General features: G+C 53.0%; 18 protein-coding genes. 9 read left to right on the forward strand and 9 right to left on the reverse strand.

The window, feature by feature from the left end:
- The first annotated feature begins 194 nt into the window (after window positions 1–194).
- Complete coding sequence (locus HP459_RS11970; RefSeq protein WP_023305308.1) at window positions 195–371, forward strand: hypothetical protein; 177 nt, start codon at window positions 195–197, stop codon at window positions 369–371.
- 416 nt (window positions 372–787) lie between these two features.
- Window positions 788–1147 (forward strand): DUF4156 domain-containing protein, encoded by a 360-nt coding sequence (locus tag HP459_RS11975; protein WP_023305310.1) that lies wholly within the window; start codon window positions 788–790, stop codon window positions 1145–1147.
- 21 nt (window positions 1148–1168) lie between these two features.
- Here HP459_RS11975 and HP459_RS11980 read toward each other — a convergent pair whose 3' ends face one another.
- Both HP459_RS11980 and HP459_RS11985 read right to left on the reverse strand, forming a co-directional pair.
- Window positions 1169–2020: an AraC family transcriptional regulator gene (locus tag HP459_RS11980; RefSeq protein WP_171936243.1), complete on the reverse strand. Its 852-nt coding sequence runs from the start codon at window positions 2018–2020 to the stop codon at window positions 1169–1171.
- An 81-nt stretch (window positions 2021–2101) separates the two neighbouring features.
- Window positions 2102–2950: an SDR family oxidoreductase gene (locus tag HP459_RS11985; protein ID WP_022646845.1), complete on the reverse strand. Its 849-nt coding sequence runs from the start codon at window positions 2948–2950 to the stop codon at window positions 2102–2104.
- An 84-nt stretch (window positions 2951–3034) separates the two neighbouring features.
- Here HP459_RS11985 and HP459_RS11990 point away from each other — a divergent pair, with 84 nt between their 5' ends.
- The gene (locus tag HP459_RS11990) at window positions 3035–3421 is read left to right on the forward strand and encodes a helix-turn-helix domain-containing protein (protein ID WP_022646846.1); all 387 of its coding nucleotides are present in this window, start codon (window positions 3035–3037) and stop codon (window positions 3419–3421) included.
- 93 nt (window positions 3422–3514) lie between these two features.
- Here the strand turns inward: HP459_RS11990 and HP459_RS11995 are convergent, their stop codons facing one another.
- The gene (locus HP459_RS11995) at window positions 3515–5458 is read right to left on the reverse strand and encodes a bifunctional 2',3'-cyclic-nucleotide 2'-phosphodiesterase/3'-nucleotidase (RefSeq protein WP_171936244.1); all 1944 of its coding nucleotides are present in this window, start codon (window positions 5456–5458) and stop codon (window positions 3515–3517) included.
- A gap of 190 nt (window positions 5459–5648) precedes the next feature.
- Here HP459_RS11995 and cysQ point away from each other — a divergent pair, with 190 nt between their 5' ends.
- Window positions 5649–6389, forward strand: coding sequence for a 3'(2'),5'-bisphosphate nucleotidase CysQ (cysQ, locus tag HP459_RS12000; RefSeq protein ID WP_022646848.1), 741 nt, complete (start codon window positions 5649–5651; stop codon window positions 6387–6389).
- Here the strand turns inward: cysQ and HP459_RS12005 are convergent.
- A complete protein-coding gene (locus HP459_RS12005) occupies window positions 6383–6940 on the reverse strand; it encodes a YtfJ family protein (protein ID WP_171936245.1) in 558 nt (185 codons plus the stop codon). The genes cysQ and HP459_RS12005 overlap by 7 nt on opposite strands.
- Before the next feature lie 324 nt (window positions 6941–7264).
- Between HP459_RS12005 and HP459_RS12010 the strand changes: the two genes are divergently transcribed.
- Both HP459_RS12010 and HP459_RS12015 read left to right on the forward strand, forming a co-directional pair.
- Window positions 7265–7471: a DUF1107 domain-containing protein gene (locus HP459_RS12010; protein WP_003856054.1), complete on the forward strand. Its 207-nt coding sequence runs from the start codon at window positions 7265–7267 to the stop codon at window positions 7469–7471.
- A 335-nt stretch (window positions 7472–7806) separates the two neighbouring features.
- Window positions 7807–8214: a hypothetical protein gene (locus HP459_RS12015; protein ID WP_171936246.1), complete on the forward strand. Its 408-nt coding sequence runs from the start codon at window positions 7807–7809 to the stop codon at window positions 8212–8214.
- A gap of 82 nt (window positions 8215–8296) precedes the next feature.
- On the opposite strand, the gene HP459_RS12020 is transcribed toward HP459_RS12015, so the two are convergent.
- Window positions 8297–9634 carry a hemolysin family protein gene (locus tag HP459_RS12020; RefSeq protein ID WP_022646849.1) on the reverse strand — a complete coding sequence of 446 codons (1338 nt, stop codon included), beginning with the start codon at window positions 9632–9634 and terminating at the stop codon, window positions 8297–8299.
- Between the two features lie 250 nt (window positions 9635–9884).
- Window positions 9885–10526, reverse strand: coding sequence for a peptide-methionine (S)-S-oxide reductase MsrA (gene msrA / locus HP459_RS12025; protein ID WP_003856057.1), 642 nt, complete (start codon window positions 10524–10526; stop codon window positions 9885–9887).
- 224 nt (window positions 10527–10750) lie between these two features.
- On the opposite strand from msrA, the gene tamA reads away from it, so the two are divergent.
- Genes tamA through HP459_RS12040 form a run of 3 tightly spaced genes read left to right on the forward strand, consistent with a single transcriptional unit; the run spans window position 10751 to window position 16604 of the window.
- Entirely contained in the window at window positions 10751–12484 is a 1734-nt protein-coding gene (gene tamA / locus HP459_RS12030; RefSeq protein ID WP_022646850.1) for an autotransporter assembly complex protein TamA, read from the forward strand.
- Complete coding sequence (gene tamB / locus HP459_RS12035) at window positions 12481–16257, forward strand: autotransporter assembly complex protein TamB (RefSeq protein ID WP_171936247.1); 3777 nt, start codon at window positions 12481–12483, stop codon at window positions 16255–16257. Before tamA ends, tamB begins: the two co-directional genes overlap by 4 nt.
- Window positions 16258–16259: 2 nt before the next feature.
- A complete protein-coding gene (locus tag HP459_RS12040; RefSeq protein ID WP_045307822.1) occupies window positions 16260–16604 on the forward strand; it encodes a gamma-glutamylcyclotransferase in 345 nt (114 codons plus the stop codon).
- A gap of 314 nt (window positions 16605–16918) precedes the next feature.
- On the opposite strand, the gene HP459_RS12045 is transcribed toward HP459_RS12040, so the two are convergent.
- From HP459_RS12045 to ppa, 3 genes are all read right to left on the reverse strand, one after another.
- A complete protein-coding gene (locus HP459_RS12045) occupies window positions 16919–17389 on the reverse strand; it encodes a hypothetical protein (RefSeq protein WP_063146639.1) in 471 nt (156 codons plus the stop codon).
- Complete coding sequence (locus HP459_RS12050) at window positions 17386–17970, reverse strand: hypothetical protein (protein ID WP_063146638.1); 585 nt, start codon at window positions 17968–17970, stop codon at window positions 17386–17388. Before HP459_RS12050 ends, HP459_RS12045 begins: the two co-directional genes overlap by 4 nt.
- A gap of 219 nt (window positions 17971–18189) precedes the next feature.
- Complete coding sequence (gene ppa / locus HP459_RS12055) at window positions 18190–18720, reverse strand: inorganic diphosphatase (RefSeq protein ID WP_006810347.1); 531 nt, start codon at window positions 18718–18720, stop codon at window positions 18190–18192.
- Window positions 18721–18768 lie beyond the last annotated feature (48 nt).

Consider the following 18768-nt stretch of genomic DNA (forward strand, 5'->3'; position numbering starts at 1 on the left):
CAGAACGAGGTGTCCCTTTTCGCTTTCACGTGTAAGGTTTTTCCTCTTTTTATCGTCACTGACTGATTTCCGTAACACGCAACTCTCCACGCAGGATTGTGGGACTTTTCCTACGTACATTGTCGCCAACGCTGATGTTATCCATTCGGCTGGTAAAATAAAATACAGCCAGTTCGATGTTGACAGGAAAACAAATGAAATTACATTTTTTAAAAAATGCGCTACTGCTGCTTTCAATAACGCTTTTTACCGGCTGTACGGCTAATTCATGGATTGATGCGGTTGGAAGTGTGTTAGAGGAGAAAGATAAATATGAGAAAGACTCGCGATCCAAAAGAATTAAGGCTGCCAATAAGGCAGCAGGCTACTAGATTATTTCAGGCGTGGTAAGCGTTTTTGATGGTTTTTCATTTTTTATCTGCACCATATTAATAGCCACAGCGAGCTGGCGATTATGTTTGTCTTACGATCGAACGTTAATGTAATAATTGTGATAAAACTATTTTTAGTCTGCTTAATGGCGGTGTTTGCACTAATGGTTGTAAACCCAAGCGCGATCTTTGGAAACAGGAGTAATGAAGAAATCAATGAAAGCGAAGACCATTATCGTGCTCAGGATTTAGCCCGGCAAAAACCGGTTTTATTTGTGACCGGCTTTAGATGAGGAATTATAATTCTTGAGTTGAATGTAACATTACTCTATTATTGATACGCTATTTGAGTGATCGCGCGTGTATAACAAAAATGCCTGATAACTCATTTTATTTCAAAGGGATAAAATAAAGACATGAAAAAAAGAGCGATAGTATTATTCAGTATGGCGTTAACCGCATGCTCAGCAAATAACTTGAACCAGGGCGCTGAACGGGTACGTATTACTAATACTGAACCAACCGGCAATTGTACATTCCTGGGGGAAGTGACGGGCAGCCAGGGAAACTTCTTCACGGGTGGATGGACGTCAAACTCTAATCTTGAGACTGGCGCACGTAATGATTTAAAAAACCAGGCTTACAGTATGGGGGGTAACGTTGTCGTTATTCTTACGCAGCGAGCAGGGCAGACCGGGAGCGCCTACTTCGGCTCAGGTTCCAGCCAACAAACTAACGTCACGCTAAGCGGTACAGTGTATCGCTGCAATAACTGATAAATAATCTAAGCACAGTATTTAACGTGCAATAAAGCCCTGAGCCGTTAAGCGCGGCGAAACCTGCTTCTGGTAACGCACGGGCGTAATGCCGTAGCGGCGGGTAAAGGCGCGGGTCAGGTGAGACTGATCGGTCAGCCCCGTTGCGGCGGCCACCTCGGCGGCAGGCATGCCGTGGGTGAGGAATGCTTTGGCGCGCCACAGCCGGATGGCCATCAGCATCTGGTGTGGGGTGACGTGAAAATGGGCCTTAAACTGGCGCTGGAAATGGTACGGGCTGAGCGACACGACGCTCGCCAGTTCGTCCAGGGTGAGCGCGCGCATATAGTTGTCGTGCAGATAGTCGCGAACGCGCTCGAAGCGGTGCGCGCCCTCCCGGGCTACCGGCGCGTGACGGGCCAGCGGCTGGAACGTCTCAATCAGATCCAGCAGCAACCCTTTTTGTTCCAGCGCATCGTTCGTATGCCAAAGGCCGTAAATCAGCTGGCCAATTTGCTGCGAGCGCAGCGGGTCGTGGCGGGTCACGTCGCTAAACCACCAGTGGCGAAGGCCGGTGACTTCTTCCAGCAGGTCGGGTTCGATATAGACCATCCGGTAGCGCCAGCCGCCTTCGGTGGCGGATTCGCCCGTGTGGATCTCGTCCGGGTTCATGGTCACGACCGATTTTTCAGCGGCTAAGTGTTGGGTTCCGCGGTAACGGAAGCGTTCGGCGCCGGTTTCAATGGTGCCGATACCGAAGGCTTCATGCGTGTGAGGCTCAAAGGCGTAGTCAGCAATATGCGCGTGATATAGCTCCAGACCCGGCAACTGCGCCAGATGGCGAAAGCGCGCGCTGTCTCTCTCATCAGTAAACTGTTCCGGTACGCCTTGCACGGTGAGCCTCCTTGTGGGTCATCGCTTCATTATCCGAGATGACCCGAAGGGATGCCACAAAAAATAACCAATTCTTAACAATTACAGAATGGCTTTGATGCTCTCCGCCAGCGGCGTGGTCGGACGGCCAATCAGTTTGCTCAGGGTACGGCTGTCGTCAAACAGGCCGCCTTTGGACGCGCCGGTATCGGAATCCGCCAGCATCTCCGCCAGCCCGGCAGGCAGACCAACGCCTTTCAGTGCGGCGGCATAATCGGCTTCGCTGAGGTTCTGATACGTTACCGGCTTACCGCTCTGCTTGCTAAGCTCCGCAGCCAGTTCGCTCAGCGTCCAGGCATTGTCACCTGCCAGTTCATACACCTTGCCGGCGTGACCCTCTTCAGAAATCACTTTTGCCGCAGCCGCCGCGTAATCCGCACGGGTCGCAGAGGCAATTTTGCCTTCGCCTGCGGCACCTATGAATACGCCGTGTTCCAGCGCTGGCGGCGCGCTTGCCAGGTAGTTTTCGGTGTACCAGCCGTTGCGCAGCAGGGCGTAAGGCACGCCTGAAGCCGCCAGTGCATTTTCGGTTTCGACGTGCTCAACGTGCAGACCCAGCGGGGAGGTATCCGCATGCAGCAGGCTGGTGTAGGCAATAAGTTTCACCCCGGCGGCTTTGGCGGCGTTAATCACGTTCTGATGCTGTGCGGCGCGCTGGCCCACTTCGCTGGAGGAGATAAGCAGCAGCTTATCCACGCCGTTCAGGGCGGTGGTGAACGCGGCCTGGTCGGTATAGTCCGCCTGACGTACCACAATTCCCCGCTGGCTTAAGGCGTCGGCTTTTGCCGGGTTACGCACAATAGCCACGATCTGGCTGGCCGGAACGGTTTTCAGCAGTTCTTCAATAACGTGTTGGCCAAGCTGGCCGGTTGCGCCGGTAATTGCGATCATGATGAATCTCCTTCGTGTTTGTCTGGTGTTGTGGCACACTATCACCATAACTAACTTTTAGTAAGTACGCACAAAAAGGTAAGTATGAAAACACCGATACCGACGCTCAGCGAGCAAATGCGCGATGGCAATCTCTTCGCAGAACAGTGCCCGTCACGGGAAGTGCTCAAACATGTTACCAGCCGCTGGGGCGTGCTGATCCTGGTGGCGTTACGTCAGGGGACGCATCGTTTTAGCGATCTGCGCCGCAAGCTGGGCGGTGTGAGCGAGAAGATGCTGGCCCAATCGCTTCAGGCGCTGGAGCAGGACGGGTTTGTCGATCGCGTTTCTTATCCGGTTGTGCCGCCGCACGTGGAATATAGCCTGACGCCGATGGGGCTGGAGGTGAGCGAGAAGGTGGCCGCGCTGGCTGACTGGATTGAGGTGAATACGCCGAAGGTGATGGCGAATCGGGACGATCGTGCGGCATGAAATGCCGGGTGGCGGCTTCGCCTTACCCGGCCTACCCGCAATCCTCGATCCCGTAGGCCGGGCAAGCGCAAGCGCCACCCGGCACAATCATCGCTACCTGCTCAAATCCACCTGATAAATCGCGAACCCAATATCATCCGTCGCGACCTGTTTCATCGGATACTGTGCCTTATCCTTGATAAACGCGGCTGCTTTATCGGACGGTGATGTCTCAAAGCGAATATCCAGCGTCGTGTCGCTGTGGATCGGTGCCAGACGCCAGTTGTTATCCACCGCCGGATGAATTTCACCCGCTTTTTTCGACTCCGCGCTAATCCACGCCGCCAGCACCGAACGGTTCTCATCCGGTGAGGCAAAGGCGATGTGGCTGTCACCCGTACCGGCAAACTTACCGCCATAGGCGCGGTAGTTGTTGGTCACCACCAGGAAAGTGGCATTCGGATCAATCGCTTTGCCGTTGAAGGTCAGGTGTTTAATGCGTTCTGCCTGCGGATTAATGGCCTGACATTCGCCGTCATATTTCGCGGGCTGGGTTACATCAATCTGATATTCCACGCCGTCGATCACGTCGAAGTTGTAGGTGCGGAAACCGTCCCAGTTTATCAGCGACTGCGGTTTGCTGCTGTGCGGATCGATCTGGTTGAACTGTCCGGCAGAGCACTCCAGCCACTCCTTCACTTCTTTCCCGGTGGCTTTCACCACCACGAGGGTGTTGGGATAGAGGTAGAGATCGGCGGCATTACGGAAGGTCAGCTGGCCTTTTTCCACCTCAACGTAGCTGGCCGGATCGTTCTTACGCCCGCCCACTTTGAATGGCGCCGCGGCAGACAGAACCGGCAGATTGGCCAGATCCGGATCGCCCTGAATATAGTGCTCGGCATAGGCTTTCTGCGCCATGTTGACTACCTGCACGGTCGGGTCATCCTGTACCAGCGCGAGGAAGCTGTACATGTTATCAGCCGATTTACCGATCGGCTTGCTGACAAATTCACGCGTTGCGTCGTGGTCATGCTTCAGGACGTCGACCAGCTTTTTATCTTCTTCGGCCAGGGATTTTTTTGCCGCGGCATCATAAATCGGACGCGCTTCCGCTTTCGACTGCGTGACTTTCCAGCTCCCGCTGTCGTTATTCAGCACCAGATCTACCACGCCAAGGTGGTCGCCCCACATGCCCGGCATCACCGATGGCACACCGTTGAGCGTCCCTTTTTCGATGTCCGCGCCTTTGATACTGGCGAAATCTTTGCCCGGGAAGACGGCGTGGGCGTGACCAAACAGGATCGCATCCACGCCCGGTACCTGGCTGAGGTAATACACGGAGTTCTCAGCCATCGCCTGATACGGGTCGGCCGAGAGGCCAGAGTGGGCCACAACGACCACCACATCTGCGCCTTTCGCCCGCATCTCCGGCACGTATTTGCGCGCCGTTTCGGTAATGTCGTTGACGGTTACTTTCCCGTCGAGGTTGGCTTTATCCCACGTCATGATCTGCGGCGGCACAAAGCCGATATAGCCGATTTTCAGCGTCTGTTTTTTACCATCCTTGTCGACAACCTCGGTCTCTTTAATCAGGTAAGGGGTAAAGAGCGGCTTTTTCGTCTTAACGTCGATGATATTGGCATTAACGTACGGGAATTTTGCTCCTGCCAGCGCATCGTGCAGGTATTTCAGGCCGTAGTTAAATTCGTGGTTGCCCAGGTTGCCGACGGCATAGTCCAGCGTATTCATTGCCTTATAAACAGGATGGATCTCGCCTTTCTTCAGCCCTTTCGCCGCCATGTAGTCGCTGAGCGGGCTGCCCTGAATTAAGTCCCCGTTATCGACCAGCACGCTGTTTTTCACTTCACCGCGGGCGGCGTTGATCAAACTTGCCGTACGTACCAGTCCGAATTTTTCGACAGGCGTATCTTTGTAGTAATCGAAGTCCATCATGTTGCCGTGCAGATCGGTGGTTTCCAGAATGCGGAGATCCACCGTCGCTGCCTGAACGCTTGCCGCAATCAGCGTTGCCAGGAGCGTTGCGCTAAACTTAATCATCTGAGGAGTCCTTTTTTCGATCCAAGCCACAAAAGAGTATGTATGTAGTATTTGTTGCTTACAGAAGTGTGAATGCTGCCAGAAAAAAGAACGCTGAAACCAGAATTGCTTCACAGATAGCGGAATTGTTCACATTACGATATAACTAAAACAATAAGTTATGCCCACTGCGTTAACGAAGAGGTGGAGAATGTTAGATCAAATTTGTCAGCTCGCACGGGATGCGGGTGATGCCATTATGCAGGTGTACGACGGTGCGAAACCGATGGATGTTGTCAGCAAAGCGGACGACTCCCCGGTGACAGCGGCGGATATCGCGGCGCATACGGTGATCCTGAAAGGTTTGCAGACCCTGACGCCGGATATTCCGGTCCTTTCTGAAGAAGCGCCCCAGGGCTGGGACGAACGTCAGCACTGGCAGCGTTACTGGCTGGTGGACCCGCTGGACGGCACGAAAGAGTTCATCAAGCGTAACGGTGAATTTACCGTGAATATCGCCCTGATTGAAAAAGGAAAGGCGGTGCTTGGCGTGGTTTATGCCCCGGTGATGAAGGTGATGTACAGCGCGGCGGAAGGTAAAGCCTGGAAGGAAGAGTGCGGCGTGCGTAAGCAGATCCAGGTGCGAGATGCCCGTCCTCCGCTGGTGGTGATCAGCCGCTCGCACAGCGACAGCGAGCTGGAGGAGTACCTGCAACAGCTGGGGGAACACCAGACGACGTCGATCGGCTCGTCGCTGAAGTTCTGTCTGGTGGCGGAAGGGCAGGCGCAGTTGTACCCCCGTTTCGGGCCGACGAACGTCTGGGATACGGCGGCAGGGCATGCGGTGGCTGCGGCCGCAGGCGCGCATGTGCATGACTGGCAGGGTAAGCCACTGGACTACACCCCGCGCGAGTCATTCCTCAACCCTGGCTTCAGGGTGTCACTTTACTGAGCCAGTAGCTTATGCAGCAGGGCTACTACCTGCTGCACCTCATCCTGCGTCAGCGCACCGTCTTTAACCCACTGTACGCGACCGTTTTTGTCCAGCACAACAATCGCTGAACTCTCTTCTTCCAGCTGCCACGCCTTACGCGTCACGCCGTTGCTGTCGACAATAAACTGCGACCAGGGATAGAGCTTCTTATTGCTCTCAAGGCTTGAGCGCACAAACATCCCGGAGCCGGGAATCGCGTCGTCGGTATTCACGATGGTGGTGGTCTGGTAGCGATCGTGCGGGAGTTTTGCGGCCTTGATCGCTTCCACGAGGGTGGCGTTTTTCTCTTTAGCGGATGTACGTCCGGCAATATGCTGTACAACTCTCACTTTGCCCGCAAGCTGCGCGCTATTCCAGGCTTTATAGCTAAACTTATCATTGTCGAGAATCAATTCTCCCCGGTCAGCAATGCCGACCGGCGGGACACGTTGTCCTTTTTCAAGGTTGTGTGCGGAAGCCATCAGCGGCAGCAACAGGCAAGCTGCTGCCAGGAGGTTACGTAGGGTCATGGTGTTTCCTTATTGTGAGCAGGTGATCCGACCACTTGGTCATGCGCTTTTAATCATAAGTGCGATCAATGGGCTTTTCCCGCAATCCCGATGCCAGTTTGCGGGCGAACGCACATATCAACGCAAAAACGACGGCATATACTGCTCTGTATCACGCTTTGCAAAGATTATTCTGAATAATTGTAATCAAACGGTAAATAAACTTATGCACACTGGGTAAGTACGAGGTTCTGGTCTATAGTCATTGGGCATCAAAATTTGCGCTCAGGACAGTCGGGCCGATTGTGGCACCGCAAGGGCGTATGATTCGCAGGAGATACAAGAATGAAAATTTTCCAACGCTACAACCCGCTTCAGGTGGCGAAGTACGTGAAGATCCTGTTCCGTGGACGGTTGTATATCAAGGATGTTGGCGCTTTTGAGTTCGATAAGGGCAAAATCCTTATCCCGAAAGTGAAGGACAAACAGCACTTGTCTGTGATGTCCGAAGTCAACCGTCAGGTTATGCGTCTGCAAACTGAGATGGCTTAACCAACGTGCTATGCAGTAGTAGTTAAAAAGACGGCTCCCGATGGGAGCCGTTGATGTTTGTAGGGCCAGTCCAGAGACATACCCTGAAGCAGATAGTTTTAACATGGCGTTATTTGTATTAACGTGCATAACCATGAATTGATGAAGTTTTTCTTAAAATCTTTTTCAGTGCTAAAAATTGATATAAAACATTAAAAACTTGGATCACTAGTGGTCTTATTATCCATGGCATAAACAATACCCCTATGCTTTTTATAAGCGAGTTGTAAAGAGGTCAGCTTTAACTGTTGGCTGAGAAGGGAAGCCGTTACGCATGGAAAATAAATGGAATAATTATGCATCGAGATCTGGTTTTTAAAAATAAGAATATATTTGTGTTATTTATGTTAGCTACCATAGGATATGGGATTTGGCGCATGCTTGGTGACTTTTTTTACCTTGAGAAGACTATAGTTTATCGGCATGCCGTAGCTGATAAGTCTATGTTGTATATCACGGAAAGCAGCGCGGGTGCGACGACTTCTTTCGTATATAAATATTATCTTTACACGGCACAAAAGACCGATGAGGTTTTTTTAGAAGACATTAAAAATGGTTATGAACCTTTCCTTGTCACCACCGATCCTGGCGTGAAAGTTAGCATTGAAGACAGAACGATTTTTCTTAAAGTAAGCGGGGATATTTTTAAATTTAATAATATCGCAGGCTCTGCCTTTATTTATCTCAATTCGTCCCCCTTCTAAGGACTTAAAAATTATTTAAATTACATAAACGGCAGCTTCCGTTTTAAAACAAAAAGGGCAGCTCACCGCTGCCCTTCATAAATTACGCTGACACCTTATCTTCCGCGTCTGGCAGCTTCGGTACCAGCACGGTCGGTTTACTATCAATGCGCGTTACCAGCAGCTGGTCGATGCGGTAGTTATCAATATCCACCACTTCAAACTTGAAGCCAGAGAATTTCACCGAGTCGGTACGTTTCGGGATCTTACGCAGCATAAACATCATAAAGCCGCCGATGGTCTCGTAGTTTCCGGACTGCGGGAACTCGTCGATGTCGAGCACGCGCATGACATCTTCAATCGGCGTACCACCATCGATCAGCCATGAGTTCTCATCACGCTGCACAATTTGCTCTTCCAGCCCCTGGCCGACCAGGTCGCCCATCAGCGTCGTCATGACGTCGTTGAGGGTGATAATGCCCACCACCAGCGCATATTCGTTCATGATCACCGCGAAGTCTTCACCGGCGGTTTTGAAACTTTCCAGCGCTTCGGAGAGCGTCAGGGTGTCCGGCACAATCAGGGTGTTACGGATCTGCACGCCGCTGTTCAGTGCCAGGCTCTGGTTTGCCAGCACGCGGTTCAGCAGGTCTTTGGAGTCCACATAGCCGATGATATGGTCGATATCTTCGTTACAGACCAGGAACTTGGAGTGCGGATGCTGCGCCACTTTGGTCTTCAGGCTCTGCTCGTCTTCATGCAGATCGAACCAGATGATGTTCTCACGGCCGGTCATGGAGGACGGCACGGTACGGGATTCCAGTTCGAAAACGTTCTCGATCAGCTCGTGCTCCTGCTTGCGCAGCACGCCTGCCAGCGCCCCGGCTTCCACCACCGCATAAATATCGTCGGAGGTGATGTCGTCTTTACGCACCATCGGCAGCTTGAAGATGCGGAAAATGACGTTCGCCAGGCCGTTGAAGAACCACACCAGCGGACGGAAGACATACAGGCAGAAGCGCATCGGGTTGATGATACGCAAAGCCACAGCTTCTGGCGCAATCATACCGATGCGTTTCGGGGTCAGGTCCGCGAATAGAATGAACAAACCGGTGACCAGCGAGAAGGAGAGGATGAAGCTCAACTGCTCGGCCAGCTCTGCGGACATGTACTTTACAAACAGGCTATAAAACGCCGGAGAAAATGCTGCATCACCCACGATACCGCCAAGAATGGCGACCGCGTTCAGGCCAATCTGCACCACGGTAAAGAACATGCCTGGGTTTTCCTGCATTTTCAGAATGCGTGATGCGTTGATGTTGCCCTCGTCGGCAAGCAGCTTCAGTTTGATTTTACGGGAGGCAGCCAGCGAGATCTCCGATATCGAGAAAAATGCACTGACGGCAATAAGACAAAGTATTACTAAAATACTGTTTAACATAGTTTATCCGGCTTCTCGCCAGATCCTCAGAAGGGGAGTTGATACCATTCGTGTGAAGACACATTGAACTCAGCTCGTAGCGTTGAGCCGATTATTTCAGCGGTAGTATAGCGTAAAGGCGTGTAAATCTGCCAGAGGTCACGTTTTCGGCAAAAAGTGGCCGGATGAAAAGGCAGTGAGTGGTTAAGTAATGAACTGACACTTTTGCTTACAGGCGCGCCACGCGGCTCGCGTGGCGCTGATGCAGTAATCAGTCCTGCTGTGGAGGCAGACAGACGCCGATGCCGCCAATGCCGCAGTAGCCGTACGGATTTTTATGCAGGTACTGCTGGTGGTCGTCTTCGGCATAGTAGAACGGTTTCGCAGTAGCGATTTCCGTCGTGACCTGACGTTTATCACCGGCTGCCTGCATCGCTTCCTGGAAACGCGTCAGGCTGGCGTGGGCCGCAGCCTCCTGCTCAGGGGTGAGCGGATAGATGGCCGAGCGGTATTGGGTGCCGTGATCGTTACCCTGACGCATGCCCTGCGCCGGGTCATGGTTTTCCCAGAACACCTGGAGCAACTGTTCATAGCTGATGACGCTCGGGTCATACACCACACGCACCGCTTCAGCATGACCGGTCTCACCGGAACAGACTTCGCGGTAGGTTGGGTTAGGCGTATATCCTCCGGTGTAGCCCGCAGCGGTGCTGTACACGCCCGGCAGTTGCCAGAACAGGCGTTCTACGCCCCAGAAGCAGCCCATGGCAAACAGGGCGATCTCCATTCCATCAGGAACGTTTGTCATTGAATGGTTGTTTACGGCGTGTAATGTCGCCACTGGCATAGGGGTGTTGCGTCCCGGTAACGCATCGGCTTGTGATACCAGATGCTTTTTATCAAATAAACTCACGGTGGGGCCTCCGGGGTAGCGTTGTTTCGGTTAAGGTTGTCACGAAGCGTTTAATTGAACACAATAAATGCGATGAATGAGTCTAGATTTAATCATAAGAAATATTTGGGTGTTAGGCCCTTTTTCAACCCGTAATTTGGGTTTTTGGCTTTCAGGCCGTATTTTGCCGCGGAGCGGCACTGCATTTGCTTCCAGGGTGGAAACAGGGATATTCAGGAGAAAACGTGACAAAGATCCGCCAGTTATGTTTAGTCAGTTTAATGCTGACAAGCGGGATTGCCAGCGCGGCGAATGTCCGTTTGCAGGTTGAGGGGTTATCCGGGGCGCTGGAAAAAAACGTGCGTGCGCAGCTTTCCACCATCCAGAGCGATGAAGTCACGCCGGATCGGCGTTTTCGCGCGCGCGTGGATGACGCCATTCGCGAAGGCTTAAAGGCGTTGGGGTACTACGAACCCACCATTGATTTCGATTTACGGCCGCCGCCGGCTAAAGGACGTCAGGTGTTGATTGCCCGCGTCTCGCCGGGAGAACCCGTCCTGATTGGCGGCACGAACGTGGTGCTGCGCGGCGGTGCACGCACGGATCGTGACTACCTGGATCTGCTCAGCAACCGCCCGAAAGTGGGCACCGTGCTTAATCACGGGGATTACGATCGCTTTAAAAAATCCTTAACCAGCGTTTCGCTGCGCAAAGGCTACTTTGACAGCCAGTTCAACAAAAGCCAGCTGGGCGTTGCGCTTGAACGACGTCAGGCATTCTGGGATATCGATTACGACAGCGGCGAGCGCTATCGGTTTGGCGATGTAACCTTTGAGGGATCGCAAATCCGTGATGAGTATCTGCAAAACCTGGTGCCGTTCAAAAAGGGCGACTACTACCAGTCCAGCGACCTGGGCGAGCTGAACCGTCGTTTATCTGCCACCGGCTGGTTTAACTCCGTGGTGGTGGCACCGCAATTTGATAAATCCCGTAAAACGAAAGTGTTACCGCTGCATGGCGTGGTCTCACCGCGCACCGAGAACACCATTGAGACCGGTGTCGGCTACTCCACGGACGTCGGCCCGCGCGTGAAAGCCTCGTGGAAAAAACCGTGGATGAACTCCTACGGTCACAGCCTGACCACCAGCCTCAGCCTGTCTGCGCCTGAACAGCAGCTGGACTTCAGCTATAAAATGCCGCTGCTGAAAAATCCGCTTGAGCAATACTACCTCGTGCAGGGCGGCTTTAAGCGTACCGATTTGAACGATACCGAACAGGATTCGACGACGCTTGCGGTATCACGCTTCTGGGATCTCTCCAGCGGCTGGCAGCGCGCCATTAACCTGCGCTGGAGCCTTGACCACTTTACTCAGGCAAACGTCACCAACACCACCATGCTGCTTTATCCGGGCGTGATGATCAGCCGTACCCGCTCGCGCGGTGGCCTGATGCCGACCTGGGGCGATTCACAGCGCTACTCCATCGATTATTCCAACTCCGCCTGGGGCTCAGACGTGGATTTCTCCGTCGTGCAGGCGCAAAACGTCTGGATCCGTACCCTCTACGACAAGCACCGCTTTGTGGTTCGCGGCAACCTGGGCTGGATCGAAACCGGTGACTTCGAACGCGTTCCGCCAGATCTGCGTTTCTTCGCCGGGGGCGACCGCAGCATTCGCGGATATAAGTACAAATCGATCTCACCTGAAAACGAGAAAGGCCAATTGACCGGGGCCTCTAAACTGGCGACCGGCTCGCTGGAGTATCAGTACAACGTCAGCGGCAAATGGTGGGGCGCCATGTTTGTCGACAGCGGCGAGGCGGTGAACGACATCCGCCGCAGCGATTTCAAAACCGGCGCGGGTGTGGGCGTGCGCTGGCAGTCACCGGTCGGGCCGATCAAGCTCGATTTCGCCGTTCCGGTGGGCGACAAAGAAGAACACGGTTTACAGTTTTACATCGGTCTGGGGCCTGAATTATGAGTTTATGGAAGAAGATAAGCCTCGGAGTGCTGATTTTTATCGTATTACTGCTCGGCACGGTGGCATTTCTGGTGGGTACCACCACGGGCCTGCATCTGCTGTTTAACGCCGCGAACCGCTGGGTGCCAGGGCTGGAAATCGGCCAGGTGATGGGCGGCTGGCGCGATCTGCGCCTGAAGAATATTCGTTATGAACAGCCCGGCGTGGCGGTGAACGCGGGCGAATTTCATCTGGCGGTAAAGCTCGGCTGCCTGCGGGACAGCCAGCTTTGCGTAAACGATCTGTCGCTAAAAGATGTGAACGTGGCGATAGACTCCAAAAAAATGCCGAAGTCTGAGCCTGTCGAGGAAGAGGACAGCGGCCCGCTGAATCTCTCCACGCCGTACCCGATTGCGCTCTACCGGGTCGCGCTGGATAACGTCAATATCAAAATCGACGACACGACGGTATCCGTGATGGATTTCACCTCCGGTCTGCGCTGGCAGGAGAAAAACCTCACCCTGACCCCAACCTCCCTGCAAGGGCTGCTGATTGCGCTGCCGAAGGTGGCCGACGTGGCGCAGGAAGAGATCGTCGAGCCGAAGATCCAGAACCCGCAGCCGGAAGAAAAACCGCTGGGTGAAACGCTGAAAGATCTCTTCTCGAAACCGGTTCTGCCGGAGATGACCGACGTGCATCTGCCGCTGAACCTCAATATTGAAGAGTTTAAAGGCGAGCAGTTGCGTCTGACCGGCGATACCGATCTGACGGTCTTCAACATGCTGCTTAAAGTCAGCAGTATCGAGGGCAACATGAAGCTCGACGCGCTGGATATCGATACCAACCAGGGGTCGGTAAACGCCTCAGGCAATGCGCTGCTGCGCGATAACTGGCCGGTAGATATTACCCTTAACAGCGCCCTGAACATCGATCCGCTGAAAGGCGAGAAGGTGAAGGTGAAAGTCGGCGGCGCGCTGCGCGAGAAGCTGGAGTTCGGCGTGAACCTCTCCGGCCCTGTGGATATGGTACTGCGCGGGCAAACCCAGCTGGCAGAGGCCGGTCTACCGCTCAACCTTGAGATTGTCAGCAAGCAGCTTTACTGGCCGTTCACCGGTGAAAAGCAGTTCCAGGCCGACGATCTAAAGCTGAAGCTGAGTGGCAAAATGACCGACTACACGCTGTCGTTCCGCACGGCAGTGAGGGGGCAGGGGGTACCGCCCGCCGATATTACTCTGGATGCGAAGGGTAACGAGTTGCAGGTTAACCTCGACAAGCTGACCGTGGCGGCGCTGGAAGGGAAAACCGAGCTGACCGCGCTGCTCGACTGGCAGCAGGCGATCAGCTGGCGCGGCGAGCTGAAGCTGACCGGGATCAACACCGCTAAAGAAGTCCCGGACTGGCCGTCAAAACTGAATGGTCTGATCAAAACCCGCGGTAGCCTGTACGGTGGCACCTGGCAGATGGACGTGCCGGAACTCAAGCTCACCGGTAATGTGAAGCAGAACAAAGTCAACGTAGAGGGCTCGCTTAAGGGCAACAGCTATCTCCAGTGGGTGATCCCGGGCCTGCACGTGGCGCTGGGCCGCAACACGGCAGATATCAAAGGCGAGCTGGGGGTGAAAGATCTCGATCTGGATGCCACCATCGACGCGCCAAATCTCGATAACGCCCTGCCGGGTCTTGGCGGGACGGCGAAGGGGTTAGTGAAGGTTCGCGGTACAGTGGAGGCGCCGCAGCTGCTGGCGGACATCACCGCCAATAACCTGCGCTGGCAGGAACTTTCCATTGCCCGCGTGCGCGTCGAAGGGGATGTGAAATCCACCGATCAGATCGGCGGAAACCTGGACCTGCGCGTGGAGCGTATCTCCCAGCCGGACGTGAACATCAGTCTGGTCACGCTGGCGGCAAAAGGTAACGAAAAGCAGCACGATCTCCAGCTGCGCGTGCAGGGCGAGCCGGTCTCCGGGCAGCTGCACCTGACGGGCAGTTTTGACCGCCAGGCAACGCGCTGGAAGGGCGTGCTGGATAACACCCGCTTCAGCACGCCGGTCGGCCCGCTGGTGCTGTCCCGATCCATCGCGCTGGACTACCGCAATGCGGAGCAAAAGATCAGCATTGGGCCACACTGCTGGACCAACCCGAATGCTGAGCTGTGCGTGCCGCAGACCATTGATGCGGGCGCGGAAGGACGCGCGCAGATCAACCTCAACCGTTTTGACCTGGCGATGCTGAAACCGTTTATGCCGGAAACCACCCAGGCCAGCGGGGTCTTCAGCGGTAAAGCGGACGTCGCGTGGGACACCACCAAAGAGGGACTGCCGCAGGGCAGCGTTACCCTCTCCGGGCGTAACGTGAAGGTGACGCAGGAGGTCAATGACGCGCCGCTGCCGGTGGCGTTCGACACCCTGAATGTGAACGCTGACCTGCGTAACAATCGTGCGGAACTGGGATGGCTTATTCGTCTGACCAACAACGGTCAGCTTGACGGACAGGTGCAAATTACCGATCCGCAAGGGCGGCGCAATCTCGGCGGCAACGTCAATATTCGCAACTTCAACCTGGCGATGGTGAATCCGATTTTCTCGCGGGGAGAAAAGGCGGCGGGGATGCTCAGCGCCAACCTGCGTCTGGCGGGGGATGCGCAAAGCCCGCAGCTGTTTGGCCAAATGCGGTTAAATGGCGTGGACATTGACGGTAACTTTATGCCGTTCGATATGCAGCCAAGCCAGCTGACGATGAACTTTAACGGCCAAAGCTCAACCCTCAGTGGCTCAGTGCTGACACAGCAGGGACAAATCAACCTGACTGGTGACGCAGACTGGAGCCAGCTCGACAACTGGCGCGCCCGTATTGCGGCCAAGGGCAGCAGGGTGCGTATCACGGTACCGCCGATGGTGCGCCTGGACGTGTCGCCAGACGTGGTCTTTGAGGCAACGCCGAGTCTCTTCACCCTGGACGGCCGCGTCGACGTGCCCTGGGCGCGCATCGTGGTTCACGAAGTGCCGGAAAGCGCGGTTGGCGTCTCCAGTGATGAAGTTATGCTCAATGAAAATCTGAAACCTGTTGAACAGAAGAGCGCTGGCATACCGATCAATAGTAATCTTATTGTGCACGTGGGAAATAACGTGCGTTTGGACGCGTTTGGGCTGAAGGCGAGACTCACGGGTGACCTGAAGGTGGCGCAGGATCAACAGGGGCTTGGCCTCAATGGACAAATCAATATTCCTGAAGGGCGCTTCCATGCCTACGGTCAGGATTTGATTGTGCGTAAAGGTGAGCTGCTGTTCTCCGGTCCACCGGATCAGCCGGTCCTGAATATCGAAGCGATCCGTAACCCGGAAGCCACCGAAGATGATGTGATTGCGGGCGTGCGCGTGACGGGCTCTGCCGACGAACCTAAGGCAGAGATCTTCTCTGACCCGGCCATGTCGCAACAGGAAGCGCTCTCTTACCTGCTGCGCGGACAGGGTCTGGATAGCCAGCAGGGCGATGGTGCGGCAATGACGTCAATGTTAGTCGGTCTGGGGGTTGCACAAAGTGGTCAGGTTGTGGGTAAAATCGGCGAGACGTTTGGCGTAAGCAATCTGGCGCTGGACACTCAGGGCGTGGGTGACTCTTCGCAGGTAGTGGTCAGCGGCTATGTACTGCCGGGTCTACAGGTAAAATATGGCGTGGGGATCTTTGACTCACTGGCTACACTCACGTTACGTTACCGCCTGATGCCTAAGCTATATCTGGAAGCAGTGTCCGGCGTAGACCAGGCACTTGATCTGCTCTATCAGTTTGAGTTTTAGCAATGCGAATATTTGTTTACGGCAGTTTACGAACCAAGCAAGGCAACAGCCACTGGATGACCAACGCCCAGTTGCTGGGAAATTACACAATCGAAAACTATCAGCTGTACAGTCTGGGCCACTATCCAGGCGCGGTTCCGGGGAACGGAACGGTACAGGGTGAAGTTTATCGTATTGATAATGCTACGCTGGCCGAACTTGATGCCTTGCGCACCAGGGGCGGTGAATACGCTCGCCAGTTGATCCAGACGCCTTACGGCAGTGCATGGATGTACGTGTACCAACGTTCGGTCGACGGGTTAACGCTGATTGAAAGCGGTAACTGGTTAGACAGAGACCAGTTCTGAAAAACGACAACGCCACCGTAAGGTGGCGTTGTTTTTTGTTCAATCAGCTTTGTTCTGTATCCTTGCGCCGGGTTAAAAACAAAGGAATGAACAGCATGATGTACGGGGCGATAAGCCATAACAAACACAAGGAGCGTGAACGGCCATAGTAGTTTATGCACCGCGTATTGCTTGAAATGACGGGCAGAAAGAACAGTAAAAACAGCAGAATCGCATAATCGCTTCGATAAGGGATCCATAAGTAAAACATAAACCAGGCAAGCTGGAACGTCATGATGCAGAGATACTGCCCTTTGCTGTCTTTGCCATAGCAATCAAACGCCTTTATGTAGCCCATCTTTATGCTTTGAAGAAAGAAACTTAGCATGTATTACGCTCACGATCGCGACGGTCAGGAGAGTGCTCGTCAGCAACGCCCCTAAAAAATAGCTGTGGGTGATGTCAGTAGCACCAGAGCCTAAAGTATGCAATTTACTATAACCTCTATCTACTGCAACAAAAAGAGTATATAGCCCAATATTAATACAGAACTGAAGCAGACATGAAACTACAATATTTTTGGGGATTCTCTTTAATATAATGAGTAACACGTAAATAATACATGCTGAAAGGGCGAAGTAGAGCCCGTTAAATAAACTGGATACTAATGAGGGGGTTGTTTCGTTAAATATTAAATCATTGGTCCCATAATACCATGCCAGGTATTCAATATACGTGCTTCTGCCGAAGATAAACGCGGCAATGATAAGGATGGTTAAACTTACTAAATGACTTTTTTTACTCATAGTTTTGCTCCTTTTGAGAGCAGCTCTTTCATTGTCTTACTGGCTTCTAGCTGATCTTTGATTATGGCAAGATCACGCGTATTATGGTTATATTTTGCAATAGCGGTTGGTGTACCTTTTCCACCATTATCCATAAAAAAGATAATATCCTTACGACCATAAAGGAGAACATGTGGAATGGGATCTCGACCATAACTCACCGCCTGTGGCAGGGAGTGGATAGACTCTGTAGTGAGGAACCGAGGAATATTCTCAAGTTCAATATTGCCTAACGGCGTTGTGGCAACAAGGGAGCCGATAAAATCGGTTGTATACACTAGCGTATCTGTATCTTTAGTCGTGACTTTTGAACCCGTAAGGTATTTTATCTGTTGCCAAAGGGTAATATCTTTTGGGGTAACTTTAACCCCATCCATGAACATGTCTTGCTTACGTTTTAGCTGAATGACAGTACGGTGCACCTGCGTTAAAGAGGGGCTTATTTCTCCAAAGGAAGGCATAAGGCCATCGCGGGAATACAGCCTTTCAATAATAAAATAAATTCCAGTTGGGCGGGCTACATCAATGTTAATGGATGACATATGAATCCAATAATAAATGGGGATTAATGTTCATCATGACAGTATGTTGTGAACAGCCAAGCTATTCAACTACTCCCACCATAATTAATAGGGATATTTTTTTCATTTTTGAATGCCTCGCCCAAAATGAATGAGATTCTTCTTAAAAATCATCTGTAGGGCTTTTAACCAGAGAAAAAAAAAGCCCCGACGCGCGGGGCTTAGTATCAGCAGTAAGAATTACTTCTTAGCTGCACGTTCGAAAGAGGCGATGATTTCTGCTTTCGCCGCTTCTGCGTTATCCCAGCCTTCAACTTTAACCCATTTGCCTTTTTCGAGATCTTTGTAGTGCTCGAAGAAGTGGGCGATCTGCGCTTTCAGCAGCTCTGGCAGGTCGTTCACATCTTTAATGTGATCGTATTCTTTGCTCAGTTTGGTGTGCGGTACGGCAACCAGTTTCGCATCTTCACCCGCTTCGTCGGTCATTTTCAGCACGCCAACAGGACGGCAGCGAATGACGGAGCCTGGCTGCAATGGGTATGGCGTTGGGACCAGTACGTCAACCGGATCACCGTCCAGAGACAGAGTGTGGTTGATGTAGCCGTAGTTGCACGGATAGAACATGGCGGTAGACATGAAACGGTCAACGAACAGCGCACCGGTGTCTTTGTCGATTTCGTATTTGATTGGATCTGCGTTGGCCGGGATTTCGATCACAACGTAGATGTCTTCTGGCAGTTCTTTACCCGCAGGGACGTTGAGTAAGCTCATGTCGGTGTCCTTTAAAATGGATGGTAAACAAGTGGCAGGTATTATAGC

This window comes from Enterobacter sp. CM29 (genome assembly GCF_013179605.1).
In the GTDB taxonomy this organism is placed as follows: domain Bacteria; phylum Pseudomonadota; class Gammaproteobacteria; order Enterobacterales; family Enterobacteriaceae; genus Enterobacter; species Enterobacter intestinihominis.

What these genes read in the sequence shown, in the direction of transcription:
- HP459_RS11995 (WP_171936244.1), bottom strand. Translation starts at nt 5,458, where the DNA reads ATGATTAAGTTTAGCGCAACGCTCCTGGCAACGCTGATTGCGGCAAGC.
- HP459_RS11970 (WP_023305308.1), top strand. Translation starts at nt 195, where the DNA reads ATGAAATTACATTTTTTAAAAAATGCGCTACTGCTGCTTTCAATAACG.
- HP459_RS12050 (WP_063146638.1), bottom strand. Translation starts at nt 17,970, where the DNA reads ATGTCATCCATTAACATTGATGTAGCCCGCCCAACTGGAATTTATTTT.
- HP459_RS12020 (WP_022646849.1), bottom strand. Translation starts at nt 9,634, where the DNA reads ATGTTAAACAGTATTTTAGTAATACTTTGTCTTATTGCCGTCAGTGCA.
- cysQ (WP_022646848.1), top strand. Translation starts at nt 5,649, where the DNA reads ATGTTAGATCAAATTTGTCAGCTCGCACGGGATGCGGGTGATGCCATT.
- ppa (WP_006810347.1), bottom strand. Translation starts at nt 18,720, where the DNA reads ATGAGCTTACTCAACGTCCCTGCGGGTAAAGAACTGCCAGAAGACATC.
- HP459_RS12040 (WP_045307822.1), top strand. Translation starts at nt 16,260, where the DNA reads ATGCGAATATTTGTTTACGGCAGTTTACGAACCAAGCAAGGCAACAGC.
- tamB (WP_171936247.1), top strand. Translation starts at nt 12,481, where the DNA reads ATGAGTTTATGGAAGAAGATAAGCCTCGGAGTGCTGATTTTTATCGTA.
- HP459_RS11990 (WP_022646846.1), top strand. Translation starts at nt 3,035, where the DNA reads ATGAAAACACCGATACCGACGCTCAGCGAGCAAATGCGCGATGGCAAT.
- HP459_RS12005 (WP_171936245.1), bottom strand. Translation starts at nt 6,940, where the DNA reads ATGACCCTACGTAACCTCCTGGCAGCAGCTTGCCTGTTGCTGCCGCTG.
- HP459_RS12010 (WP_003856054.1), top strand. Translation starts at nt 7,265, where the DNA reads ATGAAAATTTTCCAACGCTACAACCCGCTTCAGGTGGCGAAGTACGTG.
- HP459_RS11975 (WP_023305310.1), top strand. Translation starts at nt 788, where the DNA reads ATGAAAAAAAGAGCGATAGTATTATTCAGTATGGCGTTAACCGCATGC.
- HP459_RS12045 (WP_063146639.1), bottom strand. Translation starts at nt 17,389, where the DNA reads ATGAGTAAAAAAAGTCATTTAGTAAGTTTAACCATCCTTATCATTGCC.
- HP459_RS11985 (WP_022646845.1), bottom strand. Translation starts at nt 2,950, where the DNA reads ATGATCGCAATTACCGGCGCAACCGGCCAGCTTGGCCAACACGTTATT.
- HP459_RS12015 (WP_171936246.1), top strand. Translation starts at nt 7,807, where the DNA reads ATGCATCGAGATCTGGTTTTTAAAAATAAGAATATATTTGTGTTATTT.